Here is a 24,338-nt window from a genome sequence, read left to right on the forward strand (position 1 = left end):
CAACGCGAGAAATTCAATGATCATAAACACAGATATGGGGGGAGAAAGTCAGAGAAGCGCAAAATCAAGCAATAGTAAGGAGATTGATCATCATGCAAAGGCGGCAATTTATCGGCCTTGTGCTTGGTCCTTTTTTATTTTCTATCCTTTTCTTTTTACCGGATTTAACAGGGCTGGAGGATTCCCCCGAGCGGTATTGGCCGTGACGGCTTGGGTTGCCAGCTGGTGGGTGACGGAAGCATTACCCATCCCCGCGACCTCTCTTTTACCGATCCTCTTACTTCCGTTAACAGGGGGAACGGATGAAGAAACAGCGACAATGGCGTATGGAGATCCTATTGTATTCATGTACATGGGCGGCTTTACCATTGCGCTCGCGATTGAAAAATGGAATCTTCATAAGCGGATTGCCATGACTATTATTGCCATGATTGGGACGAGCGGTCAGAGGATTGTCTTGGGCGTCTCGATTTCAACGGCGCTATTATCCATGTGGATTTCCAATGCAGCTACCGCCCTTATGATGTTACCGATTGCATTGGCCTTAATTAATGAAGTGAAAGAGAAAAACTTCTTTGATCAGCAATCGTTGAATAAATTTGCCAAAGGTCTTTTACTGACCGTTGCCTACTCCGCATCGATCGGGGGACTGGCGACACTTATCGGCTCAGTACCCAACGCAGCCTTTGCTGCTATTGCAGATAACATGTTGGACACAACGGTTACATTCGCGGATTGGTTTATATTCGGTTTTCCGGTCACAGTTATTTTGCTTGCCATTTTATTTTTCTATATTACCCGCGTTCAGTTTAAAGTCACTCAAAGCGGAGATATCTCCGAGGATTTCGCCAGAAACCAGTTGAAAGAACTCGGACCTATGTCTTATGAAGAAAAAGCTGTACTTACGATATTCAGTATTACCGGTTTCCTTTGGTTATCGACCGGGTTTATTCCGGAAGAATGGCAGGAAGCTATGAATATTACGGATACTACGATTTCTATTTTCGGTGCCATCTCAATGTTTTTAGTGCGCAGCCGTCAAGAACAAGGCGCTTTAATGAGATGGCAGAATATGAAAGAACTTCCCTGGGGCTTATTAGTGCTTTTTGGAGGCGGACTCTCTCTGGCCGCCGGTTTTGAAGACTCAAATTTAACCGAATGGTTCGGGGATTTGCTAGAAAATGTAGAAGTTCTCCCCTATATCCTGATTTTAATTGTTCTTGCAGCAGCCATTTTATTTATGACAGAGATTTTGTCTAATACTGCCCTTGCTAATATGCTAATGCCAATTAGTGTAGGACTCGCGCTCGGAATTGGTGTTGACCCGTTTAGCATCATGGCGATCGTTGCACTTACCGCCTCTTGTGCTTTCATGCTCCCGATCGCGACACCACCAAACGCAGCGGTATTCAGCTCAGATTATTTAAATATGGACGATATGGTCAAAGCCGGATTTTGGATGAACGTTATGGCCATCATCGTTATTGTCATTTTTGTGTACTTCTGGCAACCGATTGTGATGAGTTTTTAGTTGCTGGTTCAACCGGCTAAGCATTTTTCTTTTAATCGAGAAGATCGATGGCCTCTATACCGTGTACGGACAATTTACGAACAGCATGGATGACAAGGTTTTTTAGATGATTCCAGTCACCCTTGAAAAACTTGGCCAAGTAAAGAAATGGAGTCAAAAAGACCTTTTCCTGCAGAGAGTGTCTTAACCCGTTTACTGGTTTCGATAAATCAGTAAACGGGAATGACTTCGTTACATTTTCACCTTCAACCTAAATCCTAAAACCCATACGCTTCTTCTTGTGTTTTGCGCATACTTCTATACGTCTCCATTAATCCGACGGTGTCTTCTACCAACTGATCGATGCGGAGCAAGACATTGTCATTGGTGATCTCTTTTCGATGGAAATCCTTTTCCTCGATAAATACATAATCTTGGACGATTTGTGCTTTCATATACGACAAAATCGGTTTGAGCTGTTGCTCCACGATGAGAAAGTGCGTCAGCGAACCTGCGGTTACCAGGATACTTACCACTTTATCGCGCAACCCGTCTTGAGGGAGCAAATCGAATATATTTTTTAATGTCGCGGGGATGGATGCCTGAAAAATCGGGGTTCCGATGATGATGGCATCGGCATCCATGACGGTTTGAGCGACATATTGTGTATCCCCTTCATAGTCCAAAAAATTGCGCCCATCACTAAACTGCACCTCATAATCTGCTAAATCAATCAAGGTTACGTCCGCATTCGGATATTTTTCAGAAATGGTGTTCATCGTGTAATCCATTGCTGTTCTCGTTTTAGAGCCGACATTAGAGCCGGATAATGTTACAATGTGCACTTTGTCTGCCTCCCTACTGCTTGGCCGTATATTTCTTGATAGCCGGTAAAATTTCTGTTCCGATGAGCTCAATGTTTTTTCGTAGTTTATCAAACGGTACGCCGCCGAAATCCATTTGTGCAATAAAACGCTGATGACCGAATTGTTCATGCTGATAGAGAATTTTTTCGATTACCTGCTGCGGACTGCCCACATTTATTACGGTACGCAGATCGTCACTCTGTGCAAATGCCTGCTTCGGAAATCCCTGCCCATTTGTCAACTTCATCCCTTCATTGATATGAGGATAATATTCTTTCTGTGCCTGCTGAGTCGTTTCTGCTGTGTAAAAAAAGCCGGCGGTTGAAATCGGGAGTTCTGTTGGATCAAAACCACTTTGGGTTGCAGCCTCGCGATAAGCATCAATCGCCCGTTTAAAACTGGCGACAGGTCCGCCTAAATGAGCCAAATACATCGGAACACCGGCATATCCAGCTTTGATGGCACTTGCCGGATTACCGCCGACTGCGCGCCAAATCGGCAAGGACCCATTTTGCGGACGAGGAAGCACCCGGGCATCTTTTAACGGCGCGCGGAATTCTCCTTCCCAATTGACGACTTCCTCTTGGTTGATTTTCAATAATAGCTCGAACTTTTCTTCATAGAGCTCCTCATAATTGCGAAGATCGTAACCGAGCAAATCAAACAACCCCACACGCGAAGCACGACCTGCGACAATTTCCGCGCGTCCCTTCGAAATCAAATCAATCGTCGAGAAATTCTCATACACCCGCACCGGGTCTGACGTACTGATAATCGTAGAAGAACTTGATATTTTTATTTTTTCGGTTGCCTGGGCAATTGCCGATAAAACAACCGCGTGCGCCTGTGTGGCAAAATATTCTTGATGGCTTTCACCGACGCTGAAAAAATCAATCCCCGCCTGCTCGGCTAATTGCGCTAATTCAATGAACTCATGAATCCGTTGTTCTGCAGAGATTCGTTCTCCCGCGATTGGATTCGGCAAGTGATCACCCAATGTATAAAGGCCAAATTCCATGCCTTTAGCCGGATCGATACGATAATTTTCCATTTGGTTTATCCCTCTCTTTTCTCTAAACCTATATGACTATTATAAACGATAACACTGCAAAGTATAAGTACGAACCTTTACGTGGTATAGTATACAAAAAGATACTATGGAGGGGGATAGACATGAATATTGATCCTAAACAATGTCACGTCGAGGAAGCTTTGGAGATTGTGGTAGGAAAATGGAAACCGATTATTTTATTAAATTTGCTAAAATATGGAACGTTACGCTTCAATGAGCTAAAGCGCAGCGTACCTAATATTACACAAAAAATGTTGACAAAACATTTACGCGAATTGGAAGAAGAGGATATTATCACGCGAATGGTTTACCCGCAAGTGCCGCCAAAGGTCGAGTATTCGATCACGGAATATGGAAGGAGCCTGGAACCGATTTTGGAAGCGATGCACGAATGGGGGACGAAACACCAGAATCGCAAACGTACAAAAAGCGTGCGATAACCTGTCAGTTTAGCGCAGCACAGTCAAAATAAGCGTTCACACAAAAAATTTATCAGCTGCTTGGGTGGGTAGGGACAAAGCGCTTACTTATTCACCATTTTTATCTAAATCCCCCCGATGATGATCGCAAACATTCTCGTAATGCGCCGCTCTATGCGACCTTACTGATGCAATATTTGGGACAATTATCCAGAAATTCTGCTCTTAGGAGAACGCTGAATCTTCCGAGCTATTTCCACACGTTACTAATGGGGGCACGATGATAATATTTGCTGTCGTCCCAGTACTCTGCCTGTGAACCATGCGCTTCTATGTTGAATAAGATGACGTAAACCTATCCTAACCTACCTGAAAGGAGCGTCATTTCTGATGAATCAGCACGATCCTCACTGGCAAAGAAATGGCTCCCCAAACCAACAAAGACAGTTTGGCCCTATTTTCAACGGATTAATCGGTGGTTTCTTCGGACCTCCCGGACAGCCACCTACAGAGATGCCAACCCAACCAACACAAACGGGAGCTCCAACTGAGCACCTCCGGGTTTCACCCCGCCAAAACCTAACGGGATCGCCACATTTGCCATTGATCCGGGAGCTATACGGGGATGCTTATTTCGTTTCACCTATGTTTGGCTGACCAATCAACAACAATTTTGGTTCTATCCGATATTTGTAGGTCAAAAACGTCTGTGGCAGGGTTTAGATGGACTGGATTTTCTTGGTCCTATTTTGGCATTGACACACGTTTAATCGATACATGCCAGTGCTTTTGAACCTTCTGATAGCAAAATAAAAAGACTGCCCATCGGCAGTCTTTCATCCTTACAATCCCCACACGCCACGCACTTCATTCGTTTGTGTTCGATCTGGTCCAACCGAGAACACCGACAACGGAATGTTTGTCAGTTGAGCGATACGTTCCGCATAATGCCGTGCCCGTACCGGCAAATCACCTAGACTACGAGCTTCGGTAATATTCTCGTTCCATCCAGGCATTTCTTCGTAGATCGGTTTACATTCGGCGAGTACATTCAAACTTGCGGGAAACTCTTCCATTCGCTCCCCTCGGTATTCATAGGCCACACAAATTTTCACCGTATCAAGCCCGGAAAGCACATCAAGACAATTTAATGACAAGTCGGTAATGCCGCTCACCCGGCGAGCGTGGCGGACGACGACAGAGTCAAACCAGCCGACGCGGCGAGGGCGTCCTGTCGTCGTTCCGTATTCATTACCGATATCGCGAATCCGATCTCCCACTGCATCGGTGAGTTCGGTCGGAAACGGTCCGTCCCCAACCCTCGTCGTATAAGCCTTCGACACCCCGACAACGTGATGAATTTTTGAAGGACCGACACCGGAACCGATCGTTACCCCGCCGGCAATCGGATTCGACGACGTGACAAACGGATACGTTCCCTGGTCGATATCAAGCATTACGCCCTGCGCCCCTTCAAATAAGACGCGCCGCCCTTGGTCAATGGCATCGTTCAAAACAACCGACGTGTCACAAACATAAGCTGCTAAACGTTGCCCATACTCATAATACTCCTCAAGAATATCCTCGACGCGGAACCCTTCCGTTTCATAGATTTTTTCGAGTAGGCGATTTTTTTCTTTTAGATTACGATCCAGTTTATCGGCAAACGCCTCTTTCTCAAGCAGATCGGCGACACGAATGCCAACACGGGCGGCCTTATCCATATACGCCGGCCCAATGCCTTTCTTCGTCGTCCCGATCTTGCTTGCCCCTTTGCTTTCCTCTTCCGCAATATCCTGTTGAATATGATAAGGAAGAATGACATGGGCGCGGTTGCTGATCCGCAAATTGCTTGTCTCGATTCCGCGCGCTTCAAGCCCTTCCAATTCTTCGACCAATGCTTTCGGGTCAATCACCATCCCGTTACCGATGACACAGATCTTTTCATCAGAAAAAATACCGGAGGGTACGAGGTGTAACTTGTAGGTTTCACCGTCAAACTTAATCGTATGTCCGGCATTGTTGCCCCCTTGATAACGGGCAATCACTTCCGCATTTTCCGATAGGTAATCCGTAATCTTTCCTTTGCCTTCGTCCCCCCACTGTGTTCCCACGATAACGATGGATGACAAAAGACTCACCTCTTCCAATTAAATGTTCCGTTTTTTTCTTATTTCCGGCCTTTATTTTACCAAAATAAACACTTCCGGTCAAAAATCCCGAACATTAAACGCATATAAAGTTTATTCATTCGTTTTTAGGCGCCGGGCGGCGCCACACTCTCCTCGTGCTTCCGATCGAGGTTCACAAATTTATTGTACTCTTTAATAAATGCCAGTTCCACGTTTCCGACCGGTCCGTTCCGTTGTTTGGATATGATAATTTCGATAACATTTTGATTCTCGGCTTCTTGATCGTAGTAATCTTCCCTGTATAAAAAAGCAACAATATCCGCATCCTGCTCGATACTCCCCGACTCCCGCAAGTCCGACATCATCGGTCGTTTATCCTGTCTTGACTCCACACCCCGGGAAAGTTGGGAGAGGGCAATCACGGGGACGTTTAACTCGCGTGCGATCGCCTTAAGATTCCGCGAGATCTCCGATACTTCTTGCTGCCGACTCTCGGTACCCCGACCCTGAATGAGCTGCAAATAATCAATCATAACCATGCCAAGGCCTTTTTCCTGTTGCAAACGCCGGCATTTGGCACGGATATCAGCAACTTTAATGCCGGGAGAATCATCAATATAAACACCCGCACGCGAAAGAGTTCCCATTGCCATGGCTAATTTTTCCCAATCTTCTTCCAACAGTTGGCCGGTACGAAGACGGGAGCCATCAATATTTCCCTCTGCGCATAACATCCGCTGCACGAGTTGGGTCGCACCCATTTCGAGGCTAAAGATCGCCACATTTTCATCTGTTTTTGTCGCGATGTTTTGCGTAATGTTCAAGGCGAACGCCGTTTTTCCCATGGAAGGACGCGCAGCAACAATAATTAAATCACTGTTTTGAAACCCTGCGGTCATGCGATCCAGTTCCTGAAAACCGCTCGCGACTCCGGTGAGGGCGTCGCCACGGCTTTGCAACATTTCAATGTTGTCGTACGTCTCCATAAGCACTTCTTTGATGGATAAAAAAGACCCGGATGTCCGTCGATTCGAGACCTCCATGATCATCCGTTCCGCATCGCCAAGCACTTCATCCACTTCTTGCTCTTCTGTATACCCTTCGGAAACAATAGAGGTTGCTGCTCGGATCAAACGTCGCAAAAGCGCTTTTTCCTCAATAATCCGCGAGTAGTAACCTACATTTGCTGCTGTCGGAACAGCATTGGCGAGATCGGTGAGATAGGAAATTCCACCGGCTTCTTCCAGCCATTCGTGATCTTGCAACTGTGACGTCACTGTAACAAGGTCAACAGGCTCTGCCTTTTCCGAAAGGTCTGTCATCACCCGAAAAATCCGTTGATGGGACGCTCGGTAAAAATCTTCGGGCCTTAACCGTTCCGTAGCGGTGATAAGGGACTCTTCTTCAAGAAAAATCGCCCCTAAAACCGCTTGTTCAGCTGCTATATTTTGTGGCGGCGTACGTTCGCCGCTTAAAATATCAGTCAACGCACGGCCTCCTTTCCCGTTCATGTGTTTTTACTTTTGCTCTTTAACATGAATGTCAACCGTGGCAATCACTTGCGGATGAATTTTAATCCCGACTTTTGTTACTCCCAGCGCTCGGATTGGATCTTTCAAATCGATTTTACGCTTGTCTATGTCAAATCCTTGTTGCTTGAGGGATTCCGTAATTTGTTTTGTAGAAACGGCACCGAATAGGCGGCCACCTTGTCCGGCTTTTGCCAAAATCTCAACGGTCGTCTCTTCAAGTTCTTGTTTCTTTTCCTTGGCTTCTTCCAACGCTTGCTGTTCTTTTCGTTCATCGCTCTCTTTTTTCTTTTCCAATTCTTTTATATTGGATTTTGTGGCTTCGACAGCAAGCTGATTCGGAAATAGATAGTTTCGAAAATAGCCTTCCGATACGTTTTTGACTTCTCCTTTTTTGCCTTTACCTTTCACATCTTTTTGGAAAATAACTTTCATCCTTCGTTTCCTCCTTCCAAATACTCATTGATCGCCGTTTTCAGACGGCTTTCAGCCTCTGTGGGCGAAAGGCCTTCCAATTGCACAGCTGCATTGGTTAAATGTCCGCCTCCGCCCAATTGTTCCATAATGACCTGAACATTCACGTCCCCTAAAGAACGGGCACTAATGCTAATCCGTTCGTCTTTAAGTTTTGCAACGACGAATGCACCCTTGACACCGTTCATCGTTAGCAATGTATCCGCTGCTTGCGCAATAAGCACCTGATGATAGGTTTCCCCTTCTTTGCTGCAAGCGATCGCCATTCCGGCCTGATAAATATAAGCCTTCTGAATGAGCCGGGAACGTTGAATATATTGATCAAGATCCTCTTTTAGCAAAAGCTGTACAGCAGTCGTATCAGCACCGTTGGCTTTCAAATAGGAAGCGGCATCGAAAGTACGCGATCCGGTACGAATGCTGAAATTTTTCGTATCCACCATCATCCCCGCAAGCATGGCGGTCGCTTCCAAGGCATCCATTGATACACGGTTCGGTTGATACTCCAAAATTTCGGTGACAAGTTCGGAAGCCGAAGAAGCATATGGCTCCATATAGACAAGTGCAGGATCGTCGATAAATTCTTCCCCGCGCCGATGATGATCGAGAACAACGACACGATGGACACGCTCAAGTAGCTTTGGTTCGATCACAAGCGAAGGTTTATGGGTATCTACGATGACGAGCAGCGTCTGCCTCGTTAGCTGTTCCAAAGACTCACTCGGTGTTAAAAAGCGTGACCATAGATATTCATGCTGTTCAACTTCATTCATCAGTTTGTGAACATCCGGACTTACTTCATTCGGATCCACAACGATGTAAGCATCCTTTTCATTCACTTCAGCGACTTTTAAAACACCGATCCCTGATCCAATTGCGTCCATATCAGGGTTTTTATGGCCCATGACAATCACTTGATCGCTTTCAAGCACAAAATCCCGCAATGCATGGGAAATGACACGAGCTCGTACCCGCGTTCGTTTTTCGACTGCATTGGTTTTTCCGCCATAAAAGCGCACTTGTCCGTTCTTTTCCTTGATCACCACTTGGTCTCCGCCCCGACCGAGCGCCAAATCCAAACTCGATTGGGCAAGCGCCCCCAATTCCCGCGGCGTCCTTTCTCCGCTACCGATGCCTATACTGAGCGTAAGCGCCACTTTTTCCTTCATGGTTACTTCCCGAATATCATCAATGATTTGAAAACGATTATTTTCAATTTCTTGCAGCGTTCTATAATTTAAGAAAGCGATAAAACGGTCGTCTGCAACACTGCGCAGGAAAATACCATAGTCGTTCGCCCATTGGTTGATTTTGGTAAGTGCGCCCCCCCTTAAACGGCTCGTCACCTGATCTTCCAATCCCTGTGTTACATCATCATAATTATCCAGTAAAATGTGGGCGATCACCGGTTGCTCTTCATTGTATAAATCTCGTGTCTCAACAGTCTCCGTCATGTCAAAAAAATACAAAAGACGTTCTTCAGAGCGTTCATACACATAATGTTCCCGACCGTTTAATTGCAATCGATGTTCCAAATTTTTATTTCGGATTAGATCAGGAAAATCATCGGAAAGAACAGCGAGCGATTTTCCGATGTACTCATTCGGCAAATAGGACAAAAGGTATGGGTTTGCCCACTGTATCGTTTCATTTTGGTCATACAGCAAGATGCCGACGGGGAAATTTTTTATTGCTTCTTCTCCGGCACGATTAACCCGATGGCTTAACTTCGAAATATATTTTTTTACATCCGATTCCATTCGTTTGTGTATATGGTATGCAAGATAGGTTAATGCGATTAAAACGACGAAACCAATCACGCCAAGTTGCCAATGAAAAAAGAAAAGCGTGATATTCATCAATAACGCAACGATAAAAACGAGCAATATGGGGTAATCATACCAGTGCTTTCTTAGAAAATTAGGCATCTGCTCACCCCCTATTTATCAGACTTAATCCGGTTTTTTATATCCATTCCGATATCCAAAATCCCAAGGATTCGAACGAACACTTGGACAAGCGGAAGCATCAACCCCGGAAAAAGGATTAGGATCGGAAGTGCTCTCGTTATATTTCGCATGTATACAAATTGGAACATAACCGATGCTCCCTGTATAATCATAGCAAATTCAAGCAACGGAAAGATATTAGAGATAAGCATATGCATCGTCGTTCCCTGATCTTCGATCACTGCCAACCGCATGATAATACCTGCCAAATAGTACCAAAGAAAAACTCGCGGCAAGGACCACTCTCTGAGGGGCGGAAATCGATATGTCCCTCCGATAAGCCTTCGCAAAAATGGATGGGCAATGGTTTGCGTCAAAAACGCATAGCCAACACCGGTCACGATCATGATTAAAGGTGCAATTTGCGGGATTTGCGCAATAGATTCGCGATAAAAATCCAATTGTTCTTCATCGACTTCCTGATCAAAGGAAGTTAGCATTTGTTCTGTAGAGTCAACTGAATCTTCCATTCCGCTTTGAAGCGCTTCAAAGGGATGAATATCAAGAAGGACAACAGATCCGACAAAGAGAAGGACCAGTGTAAAAATATAGCTTAAACTCCCTGCGAAAAGCGTTCGAAATGCAGACCTTTTTACATGGTAACTGACACCGACCACATAGCCGCCCACCCCAAATAAAAGCACGAGCGGGATCGAAAAAGCCGAGGCTATTAAAAAGGTGGCAACAAAACTGACGGCAAGAACCAACGCCCCGGGTTTCGGCCCGAAACGGACCGTGTATAGCAGGAGAGGAATGGGCAGCACCCATACGAATAATATGCCTAAAACCGGTATGTAAACGGTAGCTGCCATTAAAATTGCAAAGAGGGCAACCATAACAGCTCCCTCGGTTATTTTTCTCGATTGATCCATGCCATCCCCCTTCTGGAAATGAGAGGTGAGAAACACTTTTTAGTACCCCGTTTAGTATATTTCACTGATCCATTGTAGCCCATACATCTTCAAAAAGAAAGAACGAACATTTATCGGCGGCCATTGGCGACGATTCGTATGAAGAAAGAACACTGCCGGTGTCATCGGCAGTGTTCGTAAGGAGCATTAATCTTCTTGTGCATATGGGAGTAACGCAGCTTGACGTGAACGTTTAATCGCGGTCGTCAATTTACGCTGATATTTCGCAGATGTTCCAGTTACCCGTCTCGGTAAAATCTTTCCCCGATCCGAGATAAACTTCTGGAGAAGATTAACATCTTTATAATCAATGGTCTTGATTTTATTAACGGTGAAATAACATACCTTTCTGCGCTTGCCTCTGCGGCGTGCCATAGGACTCCCTCCTTCTTAAATTATTTTTCTCGATGGGAAGTGTTTAGAATGGTAAATCGTCGTCGGAAATATCGATCGGCTTTCCGTCATTGGAGATAGGATCTTCATTCAAATCAGCGGATTGACGTTGCCCTTCTTGGCCATATCCAACGTTTCCTTGGTAATTGGACGGCCCGGAAGCAGCTCCAACGCCTTGGTCATCCCCGCCCCGATTCGCGGTCACATTACGGGGCTCCAAAAATTGGACGCTTTCCGCTTGTATTTCAACGACATTCACGCGCCGTCCTTCCCGATTTTCATAACTGCGGCTTTGAACGCGCCCATCAACGCCTGCCAAACTTCCCTTTTTCAAGTAATTGGCGACGTTTTCTGCCTGTTTTCTCCAAACCACGCAGTTCAAAAAATCCGCTTCCCGTTCCCCATACTGGTTTGTAAATGGACGATTAACGGCGATGCCGAAATTGGCTACTGCCACCCCGTTCGGGGTGTACCGCAATTCCGGATCACGAGTGAGACGTCCAACGAGTACGACGCGATTAATCATTCCAAACCCTCCCATTTATTTGAAGAATGCTTTAATCATCATCCCGAACAACGAGCGTTCGAATAACTTCATCGGTAAGTTTTATACGACGGTCAAACTCATTGATAGCGTCAGGGGTTGCCTGCACTTTGAGGATGACATAATACCCTTCACGGAAATCCTGAATTTCATAAGCGAGACGCCGTCTCCCTTTTTCATCAACTTCCGTTACCTCTGCACCATTATCGGAAAGGATTTGGTTCAAACGTTCAATCGTCGTTTTGACTGCATCCTCTTCCAATGTCGGTCTTAAAATGTACAGAATCTCGTAGTTACGCATGCGCGTCACCTCCTTTTGGTCTTAGCGGCCCCCGTATTTTTTACGGGAGCAAGGAGCAAAACGGGACAAACCCTCTATTTACTCACATTATAGCATTGTAACAAGAAGAACGGCCATACACAATAGTTCGGGGAAATTTTGTTGTGTATTCACATAAACTCCAATTAAAATAGGATCATATGTTTGTATTTGCTTATTAGTATAACATGATCCTCGAAAAATGCAAGTAAAAATTTTGTTCTTTCACTAAGATCCGGTCCGACACAACGCCTATTCTTTGTAAATCAATGACCGGTCATTCATAATTAAACTAACATTCATTGATAGGACTGAAACAGACCATGAAGACCAGCAAACCGATGAGCAAAAAAAATATCTTCCTTATTATTGTTTTATTTTTTCTCGTATTAACTGGTTTTAGATTCGGTTGGTTGTTCTATCATGAGCCGCCGGATCATCCTCAGGCAGAACAAGGTGTTGTTGATTTAACAGATTGGGACTTTACCGATGATCAAGCAATTACGCTTGACGGCATGTGGGAGTTCTATCCAAATGAATTTATTGCGCCGAACTCTGATACCTCCGATGAGGAGATGGAATATATTTCTGTTCCCGGTGATTGGAGCAATCATCAAGAAAATCAATCTGCATATGGTTATGGAACCTATCGAGTGAACATTCTTCTTCCTGACGGGAAACAGTCACTATACGGTATTCGCATGAAGAGTGCGACATCAGCCGGTGCTGTATATATTGATGGAGAATTAATGATGGAGTCCGGCACTCCTGCAAAAAATGTCGATCAAGCAGAAGGGACGCGCTTTCCCCTTTCCACAATATTCCCTACGGAATCCAAGGAAATAGAATTAATGATACATGCCTCAAACTATGAAATCCCTTTTTGGGGCGGGCTTGATCAATCGCTTAAAATAGGAACGGAAAATGCTATTTTAAGCGAGGATAACAGACCTCTTATACTACAAATCGTCGTTGGGGCTATTTTTCTATTACATAGTTTGTATGCCTTTTCTATTTATCTTCTTGGAAAAGGAAAGTATTTAAAAGAAATCTTGTTTTTCGGGGTCATGTTATTAGTGCACGGTTTGTCTATTTTAATCTATTACGACACCCCACTACAGCTACCCTTAGATATAATTTGGTACTATAAACTCGTGTATTTTTTATACGTGAGTACACTGTTCAGTCTACTCATATTTTTTAAACATATGTTTCACATAAAATCAGGCGTTTATTCACTGCTCCTGAGCTTATATATTTTTATAGTAATAGGCGAAATGGTTGTACCATTTGATTATTTTATCTATTTAGGCATGGTTGTTGCCATATTTTATATTTTGTCTATTATATTTTTATTTACTAAAACAATTAAAATCATTCGTAATAACGTTTCCTTAGAGGCTATATTTATATTGTTTTTTATTACTGCCTTTACGTCACATGTTAATTGGCATATATTTAGAAACTTAGGAATGGTTAATGCGCCCTACTATCCGTTTGACATGTTTATTTCCATTGTGATTATTGCGTTGCTGCTATTTAACCGACATATACGAGTGGCTCAAATCAATGAACAACAAACAGAGGAACTCCAACAAGCGGATGAAAAGAAAGACGAATTCTTGGCAAATACGTCCCATGAATTGCGTAATCCATTACACGGCATCATGAATATCGCACAATCCGTTTTAGATGATAAAGATGAACATTTATCGGATAAAAACAAAGAAAATTTGAATTTACTCGTGAATGTTGGGCAACGAATGTCATTTACACTGAACGATCTTCTTGATGTTACACGTTTGAAGGAACATCGTATAACGTTAGATAGGACAAATGTAGACCTCCGTATCGTTGCCCGGGTCGTTTTAGATATGATTCGTTTTATGGTTTCAGGAAAGGACATCCGATTTAAGCTGGACATACCGGTTGATTTTCCAAAGGTTCATGCCGATGAAAATCGTCTCATTCAAATTTTATTTAACTTGCTTCATAATGCCGTTAAATATACGAATAACGGAACGATAACACTATCTGCCGACCATAAAAATAAAATGGCCGCGATTTATGTGAAAGATACCGGTGTGGGGATGAATAAGGAAACGTTAAATCGAGTTTTCCAGCCTTATAGACAAGAAGATTCCGGCATAACATCGATAGGAGGTGGCACCGGATTAGGGCTCAACATTTGTAAACAGTTCGTTGAATTACATGGCGGAGAAATTTCGGCAGAATCAACCTTGGGCCAGGGCTCCGTTCTCTCTTTCACACTGCCATTAGCTCCTCGTCCTGCCGATAAGTCAGAAGCTGTTGCCTCTACGGACATTGAAAATAAATTCAGTGATATTGGTGCCGAGCCACCGATGCCTCATAAAATGGACGCTATTGCAAAAGAAGACCAAACTAAACTGTTAATCGTGGATGATGACACGGTCAATCTAAAGGTTTTAAAAACCATGCTGGATTCCGAATATGATGTCTTTACGGCTACGAGCGGTGAAAAAGCATTAGACTTGATTTATGACGGGGAATGGGATTTAGTCATTGCCGATGTGATGATGCCTCATATGTCGGGTTATGAATTAACACAAGTCCTTCGCAATCAATTCACAATTTCCGAATTACCGATTTTGTTACTGACGGCACGTCATCAGGTTGAGGATATAAATACCGGTTTTCTTGCAGGCGCTAATGATTACGTTGTAAAACCGGTGGAGGCAATGGAATTAAAAGCACGGGTAAGAGCTTTAACGAGTTTGAAGCAATCAATCCGGGAACAGCTGCGAATCGAAGCCGCTTGGCTACAATCCCAAATTCGACCGCATTTTTTATTCAATACATTCAATACAATCGCGTCCCTAAGTGAATTCGATACGGACAGGATGATCAAACTTCTAAATGAGTTTGGCAATTACTTGCGAAGAAGTTTTGATGTCAATAATACTGAATCCTTTACGTCACTTGAGAGCGAGTTGGATCTAACAAAATCCTATTTGTATATTGAAAAAGAACGGTTTGGCGATCGATTGAACATTAAATGGGACATTGAAGACGGCGTTGATGTTCATCTTCCGCCATTAACGATCCAGCCTCTTGTAGAAAATGCAGTCAGGCATGGTGTGCTTAAAAAAAGCAACGGGGGCACTGTCACTATACGGGTGACGGACCAGAGCACTCATGTGGAAATTGCAATTAAGGATGAAGGGGTTGGAATGGAACAGGAAGCAATTCGTAAAATACTCGATGATCACCCTCATCATTTAAGTGGCATTGGGGTAACCAATACGAATAAACGGTTAAAGAAATTATACGGAAAAGGATTGGAAATAGATAGTGAGCCGGGCATCGGAACAACGGTGAGATTTCAAATTCCAAAGAAGAAATAAATAAAGCTTTCATATACGTTTATGTATATGAAAGCTTTATTGTTATACGAGCCTATTCAACTGTTCTTCTTTTGCGATAAAGCATTGTGAGTGCTAATCCAACGATTAACAACCCTACGCCGACAAGGAGCATATTAAACAGATTTGTCGCTGTGTCAGGTAGTAGTCCACCTGTATCATCACTTTCGTCTTCTTTCGTTGCACCTTCTCTTTCAGCGTCAGTGGTTTTGTCTGTTTTGTCTTCTTGATCCGGTTTTGTCTCATCTTTTTCAGGATCGGTCGGTTTGCCCGGTTTAGCTTCCCCGTCTTCATCTGTTATAAGCGTGTTCGTGAGATCATAACCGTTAACAGCCGTTTCATAGCCCTCTACAGCTTTCTCTGAAATGCTATAGTCAATTTCTTCGCCAGCTTCGTATTTGGGCAAGTCTGTGAAACGATATTCCCAATCGTCTTCTTCAGTGACTGCCATGTCATCAACAATTGCGCCATCGGCTAGAAGTTTCACTGTAATGGAATCCGGGCGAACATCATCGTTATCGCCATCTTTCCAGGTCTTCGCTCCGGATACGTCTGTTTCTTCCGGTGTATAAGCATTTGTGATGATGATGTTGCCGTGATTCTCATCATTCACTGATGCTTCATATTCCGATTCTGTCAACTCAACGACGGAATAATCAATGGCTTCTCCTGCTGCTTTCGCATCTAATTCATCCCATGTGTACGTCCAGTCGTTGTCTGCAGATAGTTCTACGGAATCACCTTGTTCTTCCCCGTCCGCCGTTAACTGCACCTCAATGCTGTCCGGGCGAATGCCGTCTTGGTTATTGGCATCATCCCAATTCTTCGTGACGGTGGCCGCTGTTTCTTCAGGTGTATAGCGGTTGGTTATATCATAACCTTCGATATCTTGCGTGTAATGCTCTACTGTGTTTTCCGTCACTGTATAAACAATCTCTTCACCGGCTTCATATTTCGGTAAGCCTGTGAAGCTATAAGCCCACTCGCCTTCTTCCGTGACTTCAGTGGAGTCAACAATGGCACCATCGGCTAAAAGATTCACTGTTACGGATTCCGGGCGGACACCATCTTGATTATCGGCATCGTCCCATGTCTTCGTTCCGGATACATCTGTTTCTTCAGGTGTGTAAGCATTTGTGATGATAATGTTGCCATGATTGTCATCATCCACGGATGCGTCATATCCTGGTAGTTCTGTCAGTTCTTCAACGGAATAATCAATGGCTTCCCCAGATGCATTTGCATCTAATTCATCCCATGTGTGCGTCCAGTCGTTCTCTGCAGATAGTTCTACCGGATCACGATGTTCTTCACCATCAGCTGTTAACTGCACCTCAATGCTGTCCGGGCGGATTCCGTCTTGGTTCTGGGCATCGTCCCAGCTCTTCGTTACAGTGACAGCCGTTTCTTCAGGTGTGTAATGGTTGGTGATGTCAAAACCATCAATGGCCTGCGTGTAATATTCGACGGTGTTCTCTGTAACGGTGTAATTAATCTCGTCACCAGCTTCATATTTCGGTAAATCTGTGAAGCTGTAGGCCCAGTCGTCCTCTGCCGTCACTTCTTCAGAATCAACTTGGCTACCATCGGCTAAAAGATTCACGGTTACGGATTCCGGGCGGACCCCATCTTGATTGTCGGCATCTTCCCATGTCTTTTCACCTGAGACCTCAGTTACTTCCGGCGTGTAACGATTAGTTACATCAAATTCTTCAATGGTCGTTTCATAACCTTCTACAGGGTCTTCTGTGATCCTGTAATCTATTTCTTCGCCGGCTTCATATCTTGGCAGGTCTGTGAAACGATATTCCCAATCGTCTGCTACAGTGACTTCAGCATCGTCTATTTGTTCGCCATTTGCAAAGAGATTTACTGTAATTGATTCTGGTCGGATACCATCCTGGTTATCAGCATCGTCCCAGGTTTTTGTTCCTGATACTTCGGTTACTTCCGGTGTATAGGCATTTGTAATGATGATGTTACCATGATTGTCATCATCCACGGATGTTTCGTATTCCGGTGTTTCTGTCAGTTCAACGACGGAATAGTCAATAGCTTCACCAGATGCATTTGCGTCTAATTCATCCCATGTGTACGTCCAGTCGTTCTCTGCAGATAACTCTACCGGATCGCCATAGGCTTCACCGTTCGCCGTTAATTGTACGTCAATGCTGTCCGGACGTATGCCGTCTTGATTATTGCCATCGTCCCAGCTCTTCGTGACGGTAGCTGCTGTTTCTTCCGGCGTGTAATGATTGGTTATATCGTAACCTTCAATATCCTGCGTGTAATTTTCGACGGTATTCTCTGTAACAGTATACGTTATCGCTTCACCAGCTTCATATTTCGGTAAGTCTGTGAAGCTATATTCCCAATCGTCTTCTGCAGTGACTTCAGTGGAATCGACTGGCTCGCCGTCAGCCAAAAGATTCACGGTGACTGATTCCGGGCGAATGCCATCTTGGTTATTGGCATCGTCCCATGTCTTTTCACCTGTGACCTCAGTTACTTCCGGTGTGTAACTATTGGTTACATCAAATCCATCAATGGCCGTTTCATAATCTTCTACAGGGTCTTCTGTGATCCTATAGTCTATTTCTTCGCCAGCTTCATATTTCGGCAAATCTGTGAAACTGTATTCCCAATTGTCTTCTGCCGTGACTTCCATGGAATCAATCGCTTCTTCATCAGCCAAGAGGTTTACAGTGACTGATTCCGGGCGAATGCCATCTTGGTCATCGGCATCTTCCCATATTTTTTCGCCGGAAATATCAATTTCTTCCGGAGTATGAGCATTTGTGAGGATGATGTTGCCGTGATTGTCATCTTCCACTTCTGTGTCATATTCCGGTACGTCTGTTTCTTCAACGACGGAATAGTCAATGGCTTCTCCTGCTTCGTTCAAAGGCAGTTCCTCCCACGTATGATTCCAATCGTTTTCTTCCGACAATTCAACTGGATCACCAACGACATCGCCATTCGCCGTTAATTGCACGTCAATGCTGTCCGGACGGATACCGTCCTGATCATTGGCGTCGTCCCAGTTCTTCGTGACAGTGACCGCTGTTTCTTCCGGCGTGTAATGGTTGGTTATATCATAACCTTCAATATCCTGCGTGTAATTTTCTACAGTATTCTCTGTAATTGTATATTCAATCTCTTCGCCAGCTTCATATTTGGGTAAGTCTGTGAAACCATATTCCCAATGGTCTTCTTCCGTTACGTCAGTCGAATCGACTGGCTCGCCGTCGGCCAAAAGATTCACGGTAATGGAATCCGGACGGATACCATCTCGGTTTTCATCATCTTCCCATGTCTTATCACCTGTGACTTCGGTTACTTCGGGGTATAGCTGTTTATAATGTCATGGCCATCCACTTCCGATGTGTAACCATCAACGTCCACGTCTTCTTCCTCTACCGTGTACGACGTAATTTCTTCCTCATTGTCATATTGCGGCAATCCTGTGAAGCTATATTCCCAATCGTCTTCTGCCGTGACTTCAGTGGAATCGACTGTATCGCCATTAGCTAAAAGATTCACGGTGATGGAATCCGGGCGGATACCATCCTGGTTGTCAGCATCGTCCCACGTCTTTGTTCCGGAGACTTCCGTTAATTCACGTTGGTTCTCTACTGTTATTATTACCGGTTCTCTTTCTTCTGCACCAACTTCTACCTCAATGCTATCTTCATTTGGTTCATAACCAGCGGGAGTCTCTGTTTCTTCCAAGTAGTATGTTCCTGCCCCTGGTAAATCTTCAAACAAAATGTTGCCATCGGCGTCGGTTGTTTCAGTTGCTATTAAGTCATCATCCAAATTATAGAGTTCGAACTCAACTCCGGAGATATTTTCCCCTAAGTCATCGACTTTCGCCAATTCGATAGCAAATACAGGTTCATAATTCTCCACAGTATAGGCATAATCGGTTAGATCTGCATCCGGATCGTATGCTTCATCAATGGTAATGGTTCGGCTTTCTTCCGGTGTGACATAACCATCCGGTACAGTCGTTTCGTGTAGTACATAGTCACCATATAGCAAACGCCCAAAATCAATTTGGCCATCATCGTCGGTTATGCCGGTTTTTAATACATTGCCGGTATCTGCATCGATTAAGTCAAATTCTGCTCCGGCAAGCTTTTCTTCCCCGCCATCTGTTGTATCAACCTTATCGATCACGAGATAGCCGGCTTCACCTGATCCGCCGCCTGAAGATGTTTGGCTAATGGTTACCGAACCGTCACCATCTGTTTGACCATCTTCAATGATATTGTCACCTGTTATGTCATAGGAGTTTGTGACATCTTCGCCATGCCCTGCAAAGAACAATGTGGAATATTCAACGATAAACGGACGCTCTACTGTGTCGTTCCATTCGATCGTAAATGCTTGATCATCTTCATTAAACGTTAACTCATACTCATCTTCGGAAACTTCGTCTCCTCTGGTGGTATTTCCATTTACATCAACGCTTGCATGATACACTGTAATCGTATCTTCAAGATACGCTTGATTGTCAGAGATGGAGTCCTCAAGTGTTAAGTTACTGATTTCTTGTTGCCCAAGGTTCACATCGATGGACCACTGCACTTGTTTTCCATCTTGATCACCGGACTTGTCGCCATACGTAGCTGATTCTGCTATACCTACTGTGGCTTCTAAATTGGATAACGTTTCGTCTCCATCTAATACTTCTGCTTCGTTCACATACTCGCTTTGGATATCACTTAAACCTTCGAGCGATGTTCTGTACTCAATTTTATACGCGTTGTTTGTGTCACCAATGTCGACTTGTAATGTATTTTCCCCTTCGTCGACACTTGCGACATCTTCCAAGGTGTTGCCTTCCGTTATATCACCATTTGGCTCTATGGCCAGTTCTGTGACTTCAACAGAATCCTCGATGATCGCTTGATTACCTTGCGGCGCATCGGTAACAATTAAATCGTTAATGTTATTTTCACGGTAATTGGAATAAACCGTCCACGTAATTTCTTTGGATTCAGGATCGTATGACCCGTTTTTCCAGTCACGTTGCTCTGTTTGCCAGTTTAGCTCGGTTTCTGCTTCAACGTCTCTTGTAATCGAGTCTTCTTCGCCTTCCGGCGTCCACGTGATAGCTGCATGATTTGTTGCCGTATTATCCGGCAATTCGTCTGCAACATAATTGGTTTGATACGTGATAAGGATCTCTTCATCTGTCGTGTAGTCTTCAGGGAACGCAATGGTGAATGGATTTTCGCCAGAAAGTGCATAGTCTGTATAATCTTCTCCACCAACGGTTACCGCCATTGAATCCTCAATCAACGTTAACCCTTCACCCAGTGTATCCTCGATACTGATATTCTCCATTGGGTATTCATCATGGTTAATGCGGATGGTCCAATCAACGGTATTTTCTGCGTAGTCAATTGTTCCGGCTGACTTCGCACCATAGTACGTACCGATACCCGTGCCGGAAGTCTCTGATTCGCCGCCAAAGCCAGCCGTATTCTCAACGCTAAAACCATCCAACACACGGTCTGTCACTTCTGTTTGATACGTGACTTTATATGGGTTATCGGTTGTAATTCCGGTGACTTCAAATCCATCTTCAATCGATTGAAGTTCAGCACCCTCCGGCAGGCCGACATTACCAGTTTCATGTGCACTGCCGTCTTCATCAATCTCCATTTCAATGAAATCGAGACTGTCCTCGACTAATTCCAGTGCCCCTTCAGGCGTCCATGAATCAGACAGGGTGACATCTTCCAAATTCTGCTCATCGTAGTTGAATTCAATTTCCCATTCAATCATCCCTGTTAAAGGATCATACTCTGCGACAGCATTTTTATTAATCGGGTCGCCTCGATCAATGGTTACGGTAGCATTTGCTGACGTATCTTCCAGTTCATCATCTGAAAGTGTCGCGTTATTTTGGAATTCCGTTTCCTCATTGTCCGTGACTGACGTGACATACTCAATGCGGTAAGCATCTTGAATATCGCCGAGCGGGATATTCAATTCACCGTCAGCAAACGTCTCATCGATGCCTTCGACTTCATCGCCATCGCCAATGACATTGCCGTTTAAATCGACGTCTAATTCAACGACATTCAGGCTTCCTTCCTGATACTCCGTTCCTTCGGGAAGGACGTCGGTGACGATTGCATTATCTAATGACACTTGATCCTTATTAATGATTACTTCCCATGTAATTTCATCAGCATTATAGCTACTATTTGGTGTCCCCTCTTTTTCGATCGTTTTCTCTCGTTCACCTAAATCAATAGGGATCCTGATTTCGCCCTCTTCGCCAATGGGTTCAATAATCGCGTCGCCATCGTCGATTTCAACATTTTCCTCATCCAATGTTGAAATGATTTCTAGCCAACCTTCTACATTGCTATGCGTTTCAACAAAATCTGTAAATGTTAATTCGACTTGTTTATCCGTGCCTATTGTATAGGTTGCTACGACTTGACCGGCATCATCCACTAACTCACCAGTCATCTCATCATCGATTGTAATGCCGTTGGGAAGTTCAAAAGTTTCCGTATCCCCATCTTCATAGTTATGGTCATTTTCTAAGTTCCAGCTCAGCCCTAGCCAAAATTCTTCTGCCGGATCCAGTAAATTCTCTTCGCCGTATGCATTGCCATCCAGATCCATCACATTGCCAATCTCTAAGTTAAACCCGTGCTTGTCATTCTGTGTGTCGGCCTGCGTCGCCTCAGCTGATTCTCCGGCTTCCTCAGATTCTGAAGTCTCTTCATCATTTTCAGCCACTTCTGCTTCTTCTTCTGTTTCTTCTTTTGCTTCATTCTCTTCTACTTCTTGTTCTTCTTCTGTTGAACCATCGGTGTCTTCCTGTGCTGCTTCTTCCTCGGTTACCTGCTCGTCTGATGGCTCCTCGTCATCGGCAGCATCCTCTTCAGAACGGCCGTCACTTTCTTCCTGCTGCTCTTCTTCCTCTTCTGCTTCTTGTTCTTCTTCATCCTCTTCCTCTGTTATCAAAGGCTCAAAGGAAATTTCCATTTCCTGCAATTCTTGAGGATGTTGGAATGTAAGGTCCGCTTCTTCGATCTCTTCAATGAGATTAGCATTCCAAGAAGCCTGCAAAACAAGAACACCTTGCTGATCTTCCTCTTCGGGAATCAACGTGATGTTCTGGTTCTCCACTTGATACGTTCCAACTTGCTGGCCATCCTCATTTTCAATGTCCCCGCCGGCATCCTCCAAAATAATTTCTTCTGGTACCGTTACGGAGATAGACTGCTCATCCGATTGTTCCGACCATTGATAAGCAAGTTCTAGTTCAAACTGCTCTTCACGGTCTACTTCATCCTTTTGACTTAGATCGGTTTCTCCATCTAACAACTTGGCTTCCGTTGCAACATCGTCACTACCTTGAGCTGTCGCAGTTTGTATTTGCACCAAATAAGGTTGGAACGCGATTAAAACTGCAATAAAGATCATTCCTAAACGCTTCGCCAACTTAAATCCCCTTTCTTTAATATATAATCCTTTCATTTTTTTAGTTTATAAGATAGGACTCTACAATTTATCTACAAAAAAATTAACAGCTGAAAAAATATAATGTATAATAGTCCTATAGAACCATAAACGGGGGGATCTTGGTGAAAGCAATTCTTGTTGACGATGAAGCTCTCGCTTTAGATTTTCTGGAACACCAAGTAAATAAAGTTGGCGGTATTGAAGTCATAGGAAAATTTAATCATTTGGACATTGAGAAGCATGTTGCTCTTTTAGAGGAAGTTGATGTTCTTTTTTTAGATATAGAAATGCCTGAAATCAATGGACTTGAGTTGGCAGAAAGGATACTTGAAATCGATGCGGATATTTCAATTGTTTTTGTTACTGCTTTTAATGATTATGCCGTACAAGCATTTGAATTAAATGCATTAGACTATGTGCTTAAGCCCCTACAAATAGATCGGTTAAAAAAGACGTTGGAAAGAGTTGAATTAAAGGTAAATCAACGAATACATAAGCCTTTAAGAGAACGTAATGTGCTACGAGTAAACGTATCCAGAGAGCTAAGTTTCAAGTTGACAAATGATAAACTTGATTTCATTCAATTTCGAACAACAAAATCCCGGGAATTATTTCTTTATTTACTCCATCACAGCAACAAAACCTTTCGCAAATCCGAGTTAACCGAACTGCTATGGGCAGATTTCCCCGAAGAAAAAGCATATTCACAGCTATATACAGCGATCTATCATCTACGGAAAACATTGCATAAATATAAAGAGCACTTCACCATAAAAAACTTGGGAGCAGGCTATATGTTATCTACGAAAGATGTCTTCATTGATTTGGTTGAGTGGGAAAAACAAATCATTGCTGCTCCCCGTCTCACGACAGAAACAATTAATGATTATGAGGAAACGATGAAATTATATACAGGAGGTTTTTTAGAGAAGTATGACTATTTATGGGCAGAAGGAGAGCGGTTCCGACTGGAACAGCTATGGATAAAAGTCGCTTATGAAATGGCAGGTTATTATGATAAACAGGATAATTTGGAAATGTCGGAAACGTGGTATATTAAGATTTGTACCGCAAGACCGGAAGAGGAAGATGCTCATTTTTTATTAATGAAGTTATATGCAAAACTGGGAATCGGTTTATTTATCGACCACCAGTATCACCAATTGACAAAGGCAATGAAAGATTTGGGTTTACAAGTTAGACCGAATATAACGCAATGGTACAAGCAATGGAAAAGCGATAAAACAATGTAAAAA

15 protein-coding genes and 1 pseudogene are annotated in these 24,338 nt (G+C 43.8%); 4 read left to right on the forward strand and 12 right to left on the reverse strand.

Annotated elements, in window-relative coordinates; genetic code table 11:
- Positions 1-92 precede the first annotated feature (92 nt).
- Positions 93-1,531, forward strand: a pseudogene (locus tag HUG20_RS18820) (SLC13 family permease).
- Positions 1,532-1,788: 257 nt separating this feature from the next.
- Here HUG20_RS18820 and HUG20_RS18825 read toward each other — a convergent pair.
- Positions 1,789-2,355 carry an NADPH-dependent FMN reductase gene (locus tag HUG20_RS18825; RefSeq protein WP_200086516.1) on the reverse strand — a complete coding sequence of 189 codons (567 nt, stop codon included), beginning with the start codon at positions 2,353-2,355 and terminating at the stop codon, positions 1,789-1,791.
- A gap of 13 nt (positions 2,356-2,368) precedes the next feature.
- Positions 2,369-3,427, reverse strand: a complete 1,059-nt coding sequence (locus HUG20_RS18830) for an LLM class flavin-dependent oxidoreductase (RefSeq protein WP_200086518.1) — start codon at positions 3,425-3,427, stop codon at positions 2,369-2,371.
- Between the two features lie 122 nt (positions 3,428-3,549).
- On the opposite strand from HUG20_RS18830, the gene HUG20_RS18835 reads away from it, so the two are divergent.
- A complete protein-coding gene (locus tag HUG20_RS18835; RefSeq protein WP_200086520.1) occupies positions 3,550-3,888 on the forward strand; it encodes a winged helix-turn-helix transcriptional regulator in 339 nt (112 codons plus the stop codon).
- An 821-nt stretch (positions 3,889-4,709) separates the two neighbouring features.
- Here the strand turns inward: HUG20_RS18835 and HUG20_RS18840 are convergent.
- The 8 genes from HUG20_RS18840 to rpsF all read right to left on the reverse strand — a co-directional run bounded on the left by HUG20_RS18840 (position 4,710) and on the right by rpsF (position 12,160).
- Positions 4,710-5,999, reverse strand: coding sequence for an adenylosuccinate synthase (locus HUG20_RS18840; protein WP_200086522.1), 1,290 nt, complete (start codon positions 5,997-5,999; stop codon positions 4,710-4,712).
- Between the two features lie 125 nt (positions 6,000-6,124).
- The gene (dnaB, locus tag HUG20_RS18845) at positions 6,125-7,510 is read right to left on the reverse strand and encodes a replicative DNA helicase (RefSeq protein ID WP_425504079.1); all 1,386 of its coding nucleotides are present in this window, start codon (positions 7,508-7,510) and stop codon (positions 6,125-6,127) included.
- 6 nt (positions 7,511-7,516) lie between these two features.
- Positions 7,517-7,963 (reverse strand): 50S ribosomal protein L9, encoded by a 447-nt coding sequence (rplI, locus tag HUG20_RS18850; RefSeq protein WP_200086526.1) that lies wholly within the window; start codon positions 7,961-7,963, stop codon positions 7,517-7,519.
- Positions 7,960-9,930, reverse strand: coding sequence for a DHH family phosphoesterase (locus HUG20_RS18855; RefSeq protein WP_200086529.1), 1,971 nt, complete (start codon positions 9,928-9,930; stop codon positions 7,960-7,962). The genes rplI and HUG20_RS18855 overlap by 4 nt, the downstream gene beginning before the upstream one ends.
- A gap of 11 nt (positions 9,931-9,941) precedes the next feature.
- The gene (locus tag HUG20_RS18860) at positions 9,942-10,883 is read right to left on the reverse strand and encodes a YybS family protein (RefSeq protein WP_200086531.1); all 942 of its coding nucleotides are present in this window, start codon (positions 10,881-10,883) and stop codon (positions 9,942-9,944) included.
- 186 nt (positions 10,884-11,069) lie between these two features.
- On the reverse strand, positions 11,070-11,297 hold the full coding sequence (rpsR, locus tag HUG20_RS18865) for a 30S ribosomal protein S18 (RefSeq protein ID WP_200086533.1): 228 nt from the start codon (positions 11,295-11,297) through the stop codon (positions 11,070-11,072).
- A 43-nt stretch (positions 11,298-11,340) separates the two neighbouring features.
- Positions 11,341-11,841, reverse strand: coding sequence for a single-stranded DNA-binding protein (gene ssb, locus HUG20_RS18870; protein WP_200086535.1), 501 nt, complete (start codon positions 11,839-11,841; stop codon positions 11,341-11,343).
- Between the two features lie 31 nt (positions 11,842-11,872).
- Positions 11,873-12,160 carry a 30S ribosomal protein S6 gene (rpsF, locus tag HUG20_RS18875; protein WP_200086537.1) on the reverse strand — a complete coding sequence of 96 codons (288 nt, stop codon included), beginning with the start codon at positions 12,158-12,160 and terminating at the stop codon, positions 11,873-11,875.
- Positions 12,161-12,501: 341 nt separating this feature from the next.
- Between rpsF and HUG20_RS18880 the strand changes: the two genes are divergently transcribed.
- Positions 12,502-15,564, forward strand: a complete 3,063-nt coding sequence (locus HUG20_RS18880; protein WP_200086539.1) for a hybrid sensor histidine kinase/response regulator — start codon at positions 12,502-12,504, stop codon at positions 15,562-15,564.
- Between the two features lie 52 nt (positions 15,565-15,616).
- On the opposite strand, the gene HUG20_RS18885 is transcribed toward HUG20_RS18880, so the two are convergent.
- The gene (locus tag HUG20_RS18885) at positions 15,617-18,868 is read right to left on the reverse strand and encodes a Cna B-type domain-containing protein (RefSeq protein ID WP_343073218.1); all 3,252 of its coding nucleotides are present in this window, start codon (positions 18,866-18,868) and stop codon (positions 15,617-15,619) included.
- Between the two features lie 50 nt (positions 18,869-18,918).
- Positions 18,919-23,061 carry a collagen binding domain-containing protein gene (locus HUG20_RS18890; RefSeq protein WP_200086543.1) on the reverse strand — a complete coding sequence of 1,381 codons (4,143 nt, stop codon included), beginning with the start codon at positions 23,059-23,061 and terminating at the stop codon, positions 18,919-18,921.
- Between the two features lie 143 nt (positions 23,062-23,204).
- Between HUG20_RS18890 and HUG20_RS18895 the strand changes: the two genes are divergently transcribed.
- On the forward strand, positions 23,205-24,335 hold the full coding sequence (locus HUG20_RS18895; protein ID WP_200086546.1) for a response regulator: 1,131 nt from the start codon (positions 23,205-23,207) through the stop codon (positions 24,333-24,335).
- Positions 24,336-24,338: the final 3 nt, after the last annotated feature.

This window comes from Salicibibacter cibi, from assembly GCF_016495865.1.
Taxonomy (GTDB): Bacteria; Bacillota; Bacilli; order Bacillales; family Marinococcaceae; genus Salicibibacter; species Salicibibacter cibi.

Excerpts from the sequence above, each read along its gene's own strand:
- HUG20_RS18830 (WP_200086518.1), bottom strand. The coding sequence starts at position 3,427 with ATGGAAAATTATCGTATCGATCCGGCTAAAGGCATGGAATTTGGCCTT.
- HUG20_RS18835 (WP_200086520.1), top strand. The coding sequence starts at position 3,550 with ATGAATATTGATCCTAAACAATGTCACGTCGAGGAAGCTTTGGAGATT.
- dnaB (WP_425504079.1), bottom strand. The coding sequence starts at position 7,510 with ATGAACGGGAAAGGAGGCCGTGCGTTGACTGATATTTTAAGCGGCGAA.
- rplI (WP_200086526.1), bottom strand. The coding sequence starts at position 7,963 with ATGAAAGTTATTTTCCAAAAAGATGTGAAAGGTAAAGGCAAAAAAGGA.
- HUG20_RS18855 (WP_200086529.1), bottom strand. The coding sequence starts at position 9,930 with ATGCCTAATTTTCTAAGAAAGCACTGGTATGATTACCCCATATTGCTC.
- HUG20_RS18860 (WP_200086531.1), bottom strand. The coding sequence starts at position 10,883 with ATGGATCAATCGAGAAAAATAACCGAGGGAGCTGTTATGGTTGCCCTC.
- rpsR (WP_200086533.1), bottom strand. The coding sequence starts at position 11,297 with ATGGCACGCCGCAGAGGCAAGCGCAGAAAGGTATGTTATTTCACCGTT.
- ssb (WP_200086535.1), bottom strand. The coding sequence starts at position 11,841 with ATGATTAATCGCGTCGTACTCGTTGGACGTCTCACTCGTGATCCGGAA.
- rpsF (WP_200086537.1), bottom strand. The coding sequence starts at position 12,160 with ATGCGTAACTACGAGATTCTGTACATTTTAAGACCGACATTGGAAGAG.
- HUG20_RS18880 (WP_200086539.1), top strand. The coding sequence starts at position 12,502 with ATGAAGACCAGCAAACCGATGAGCAAAAAAAATATCTTCCTTATTATT.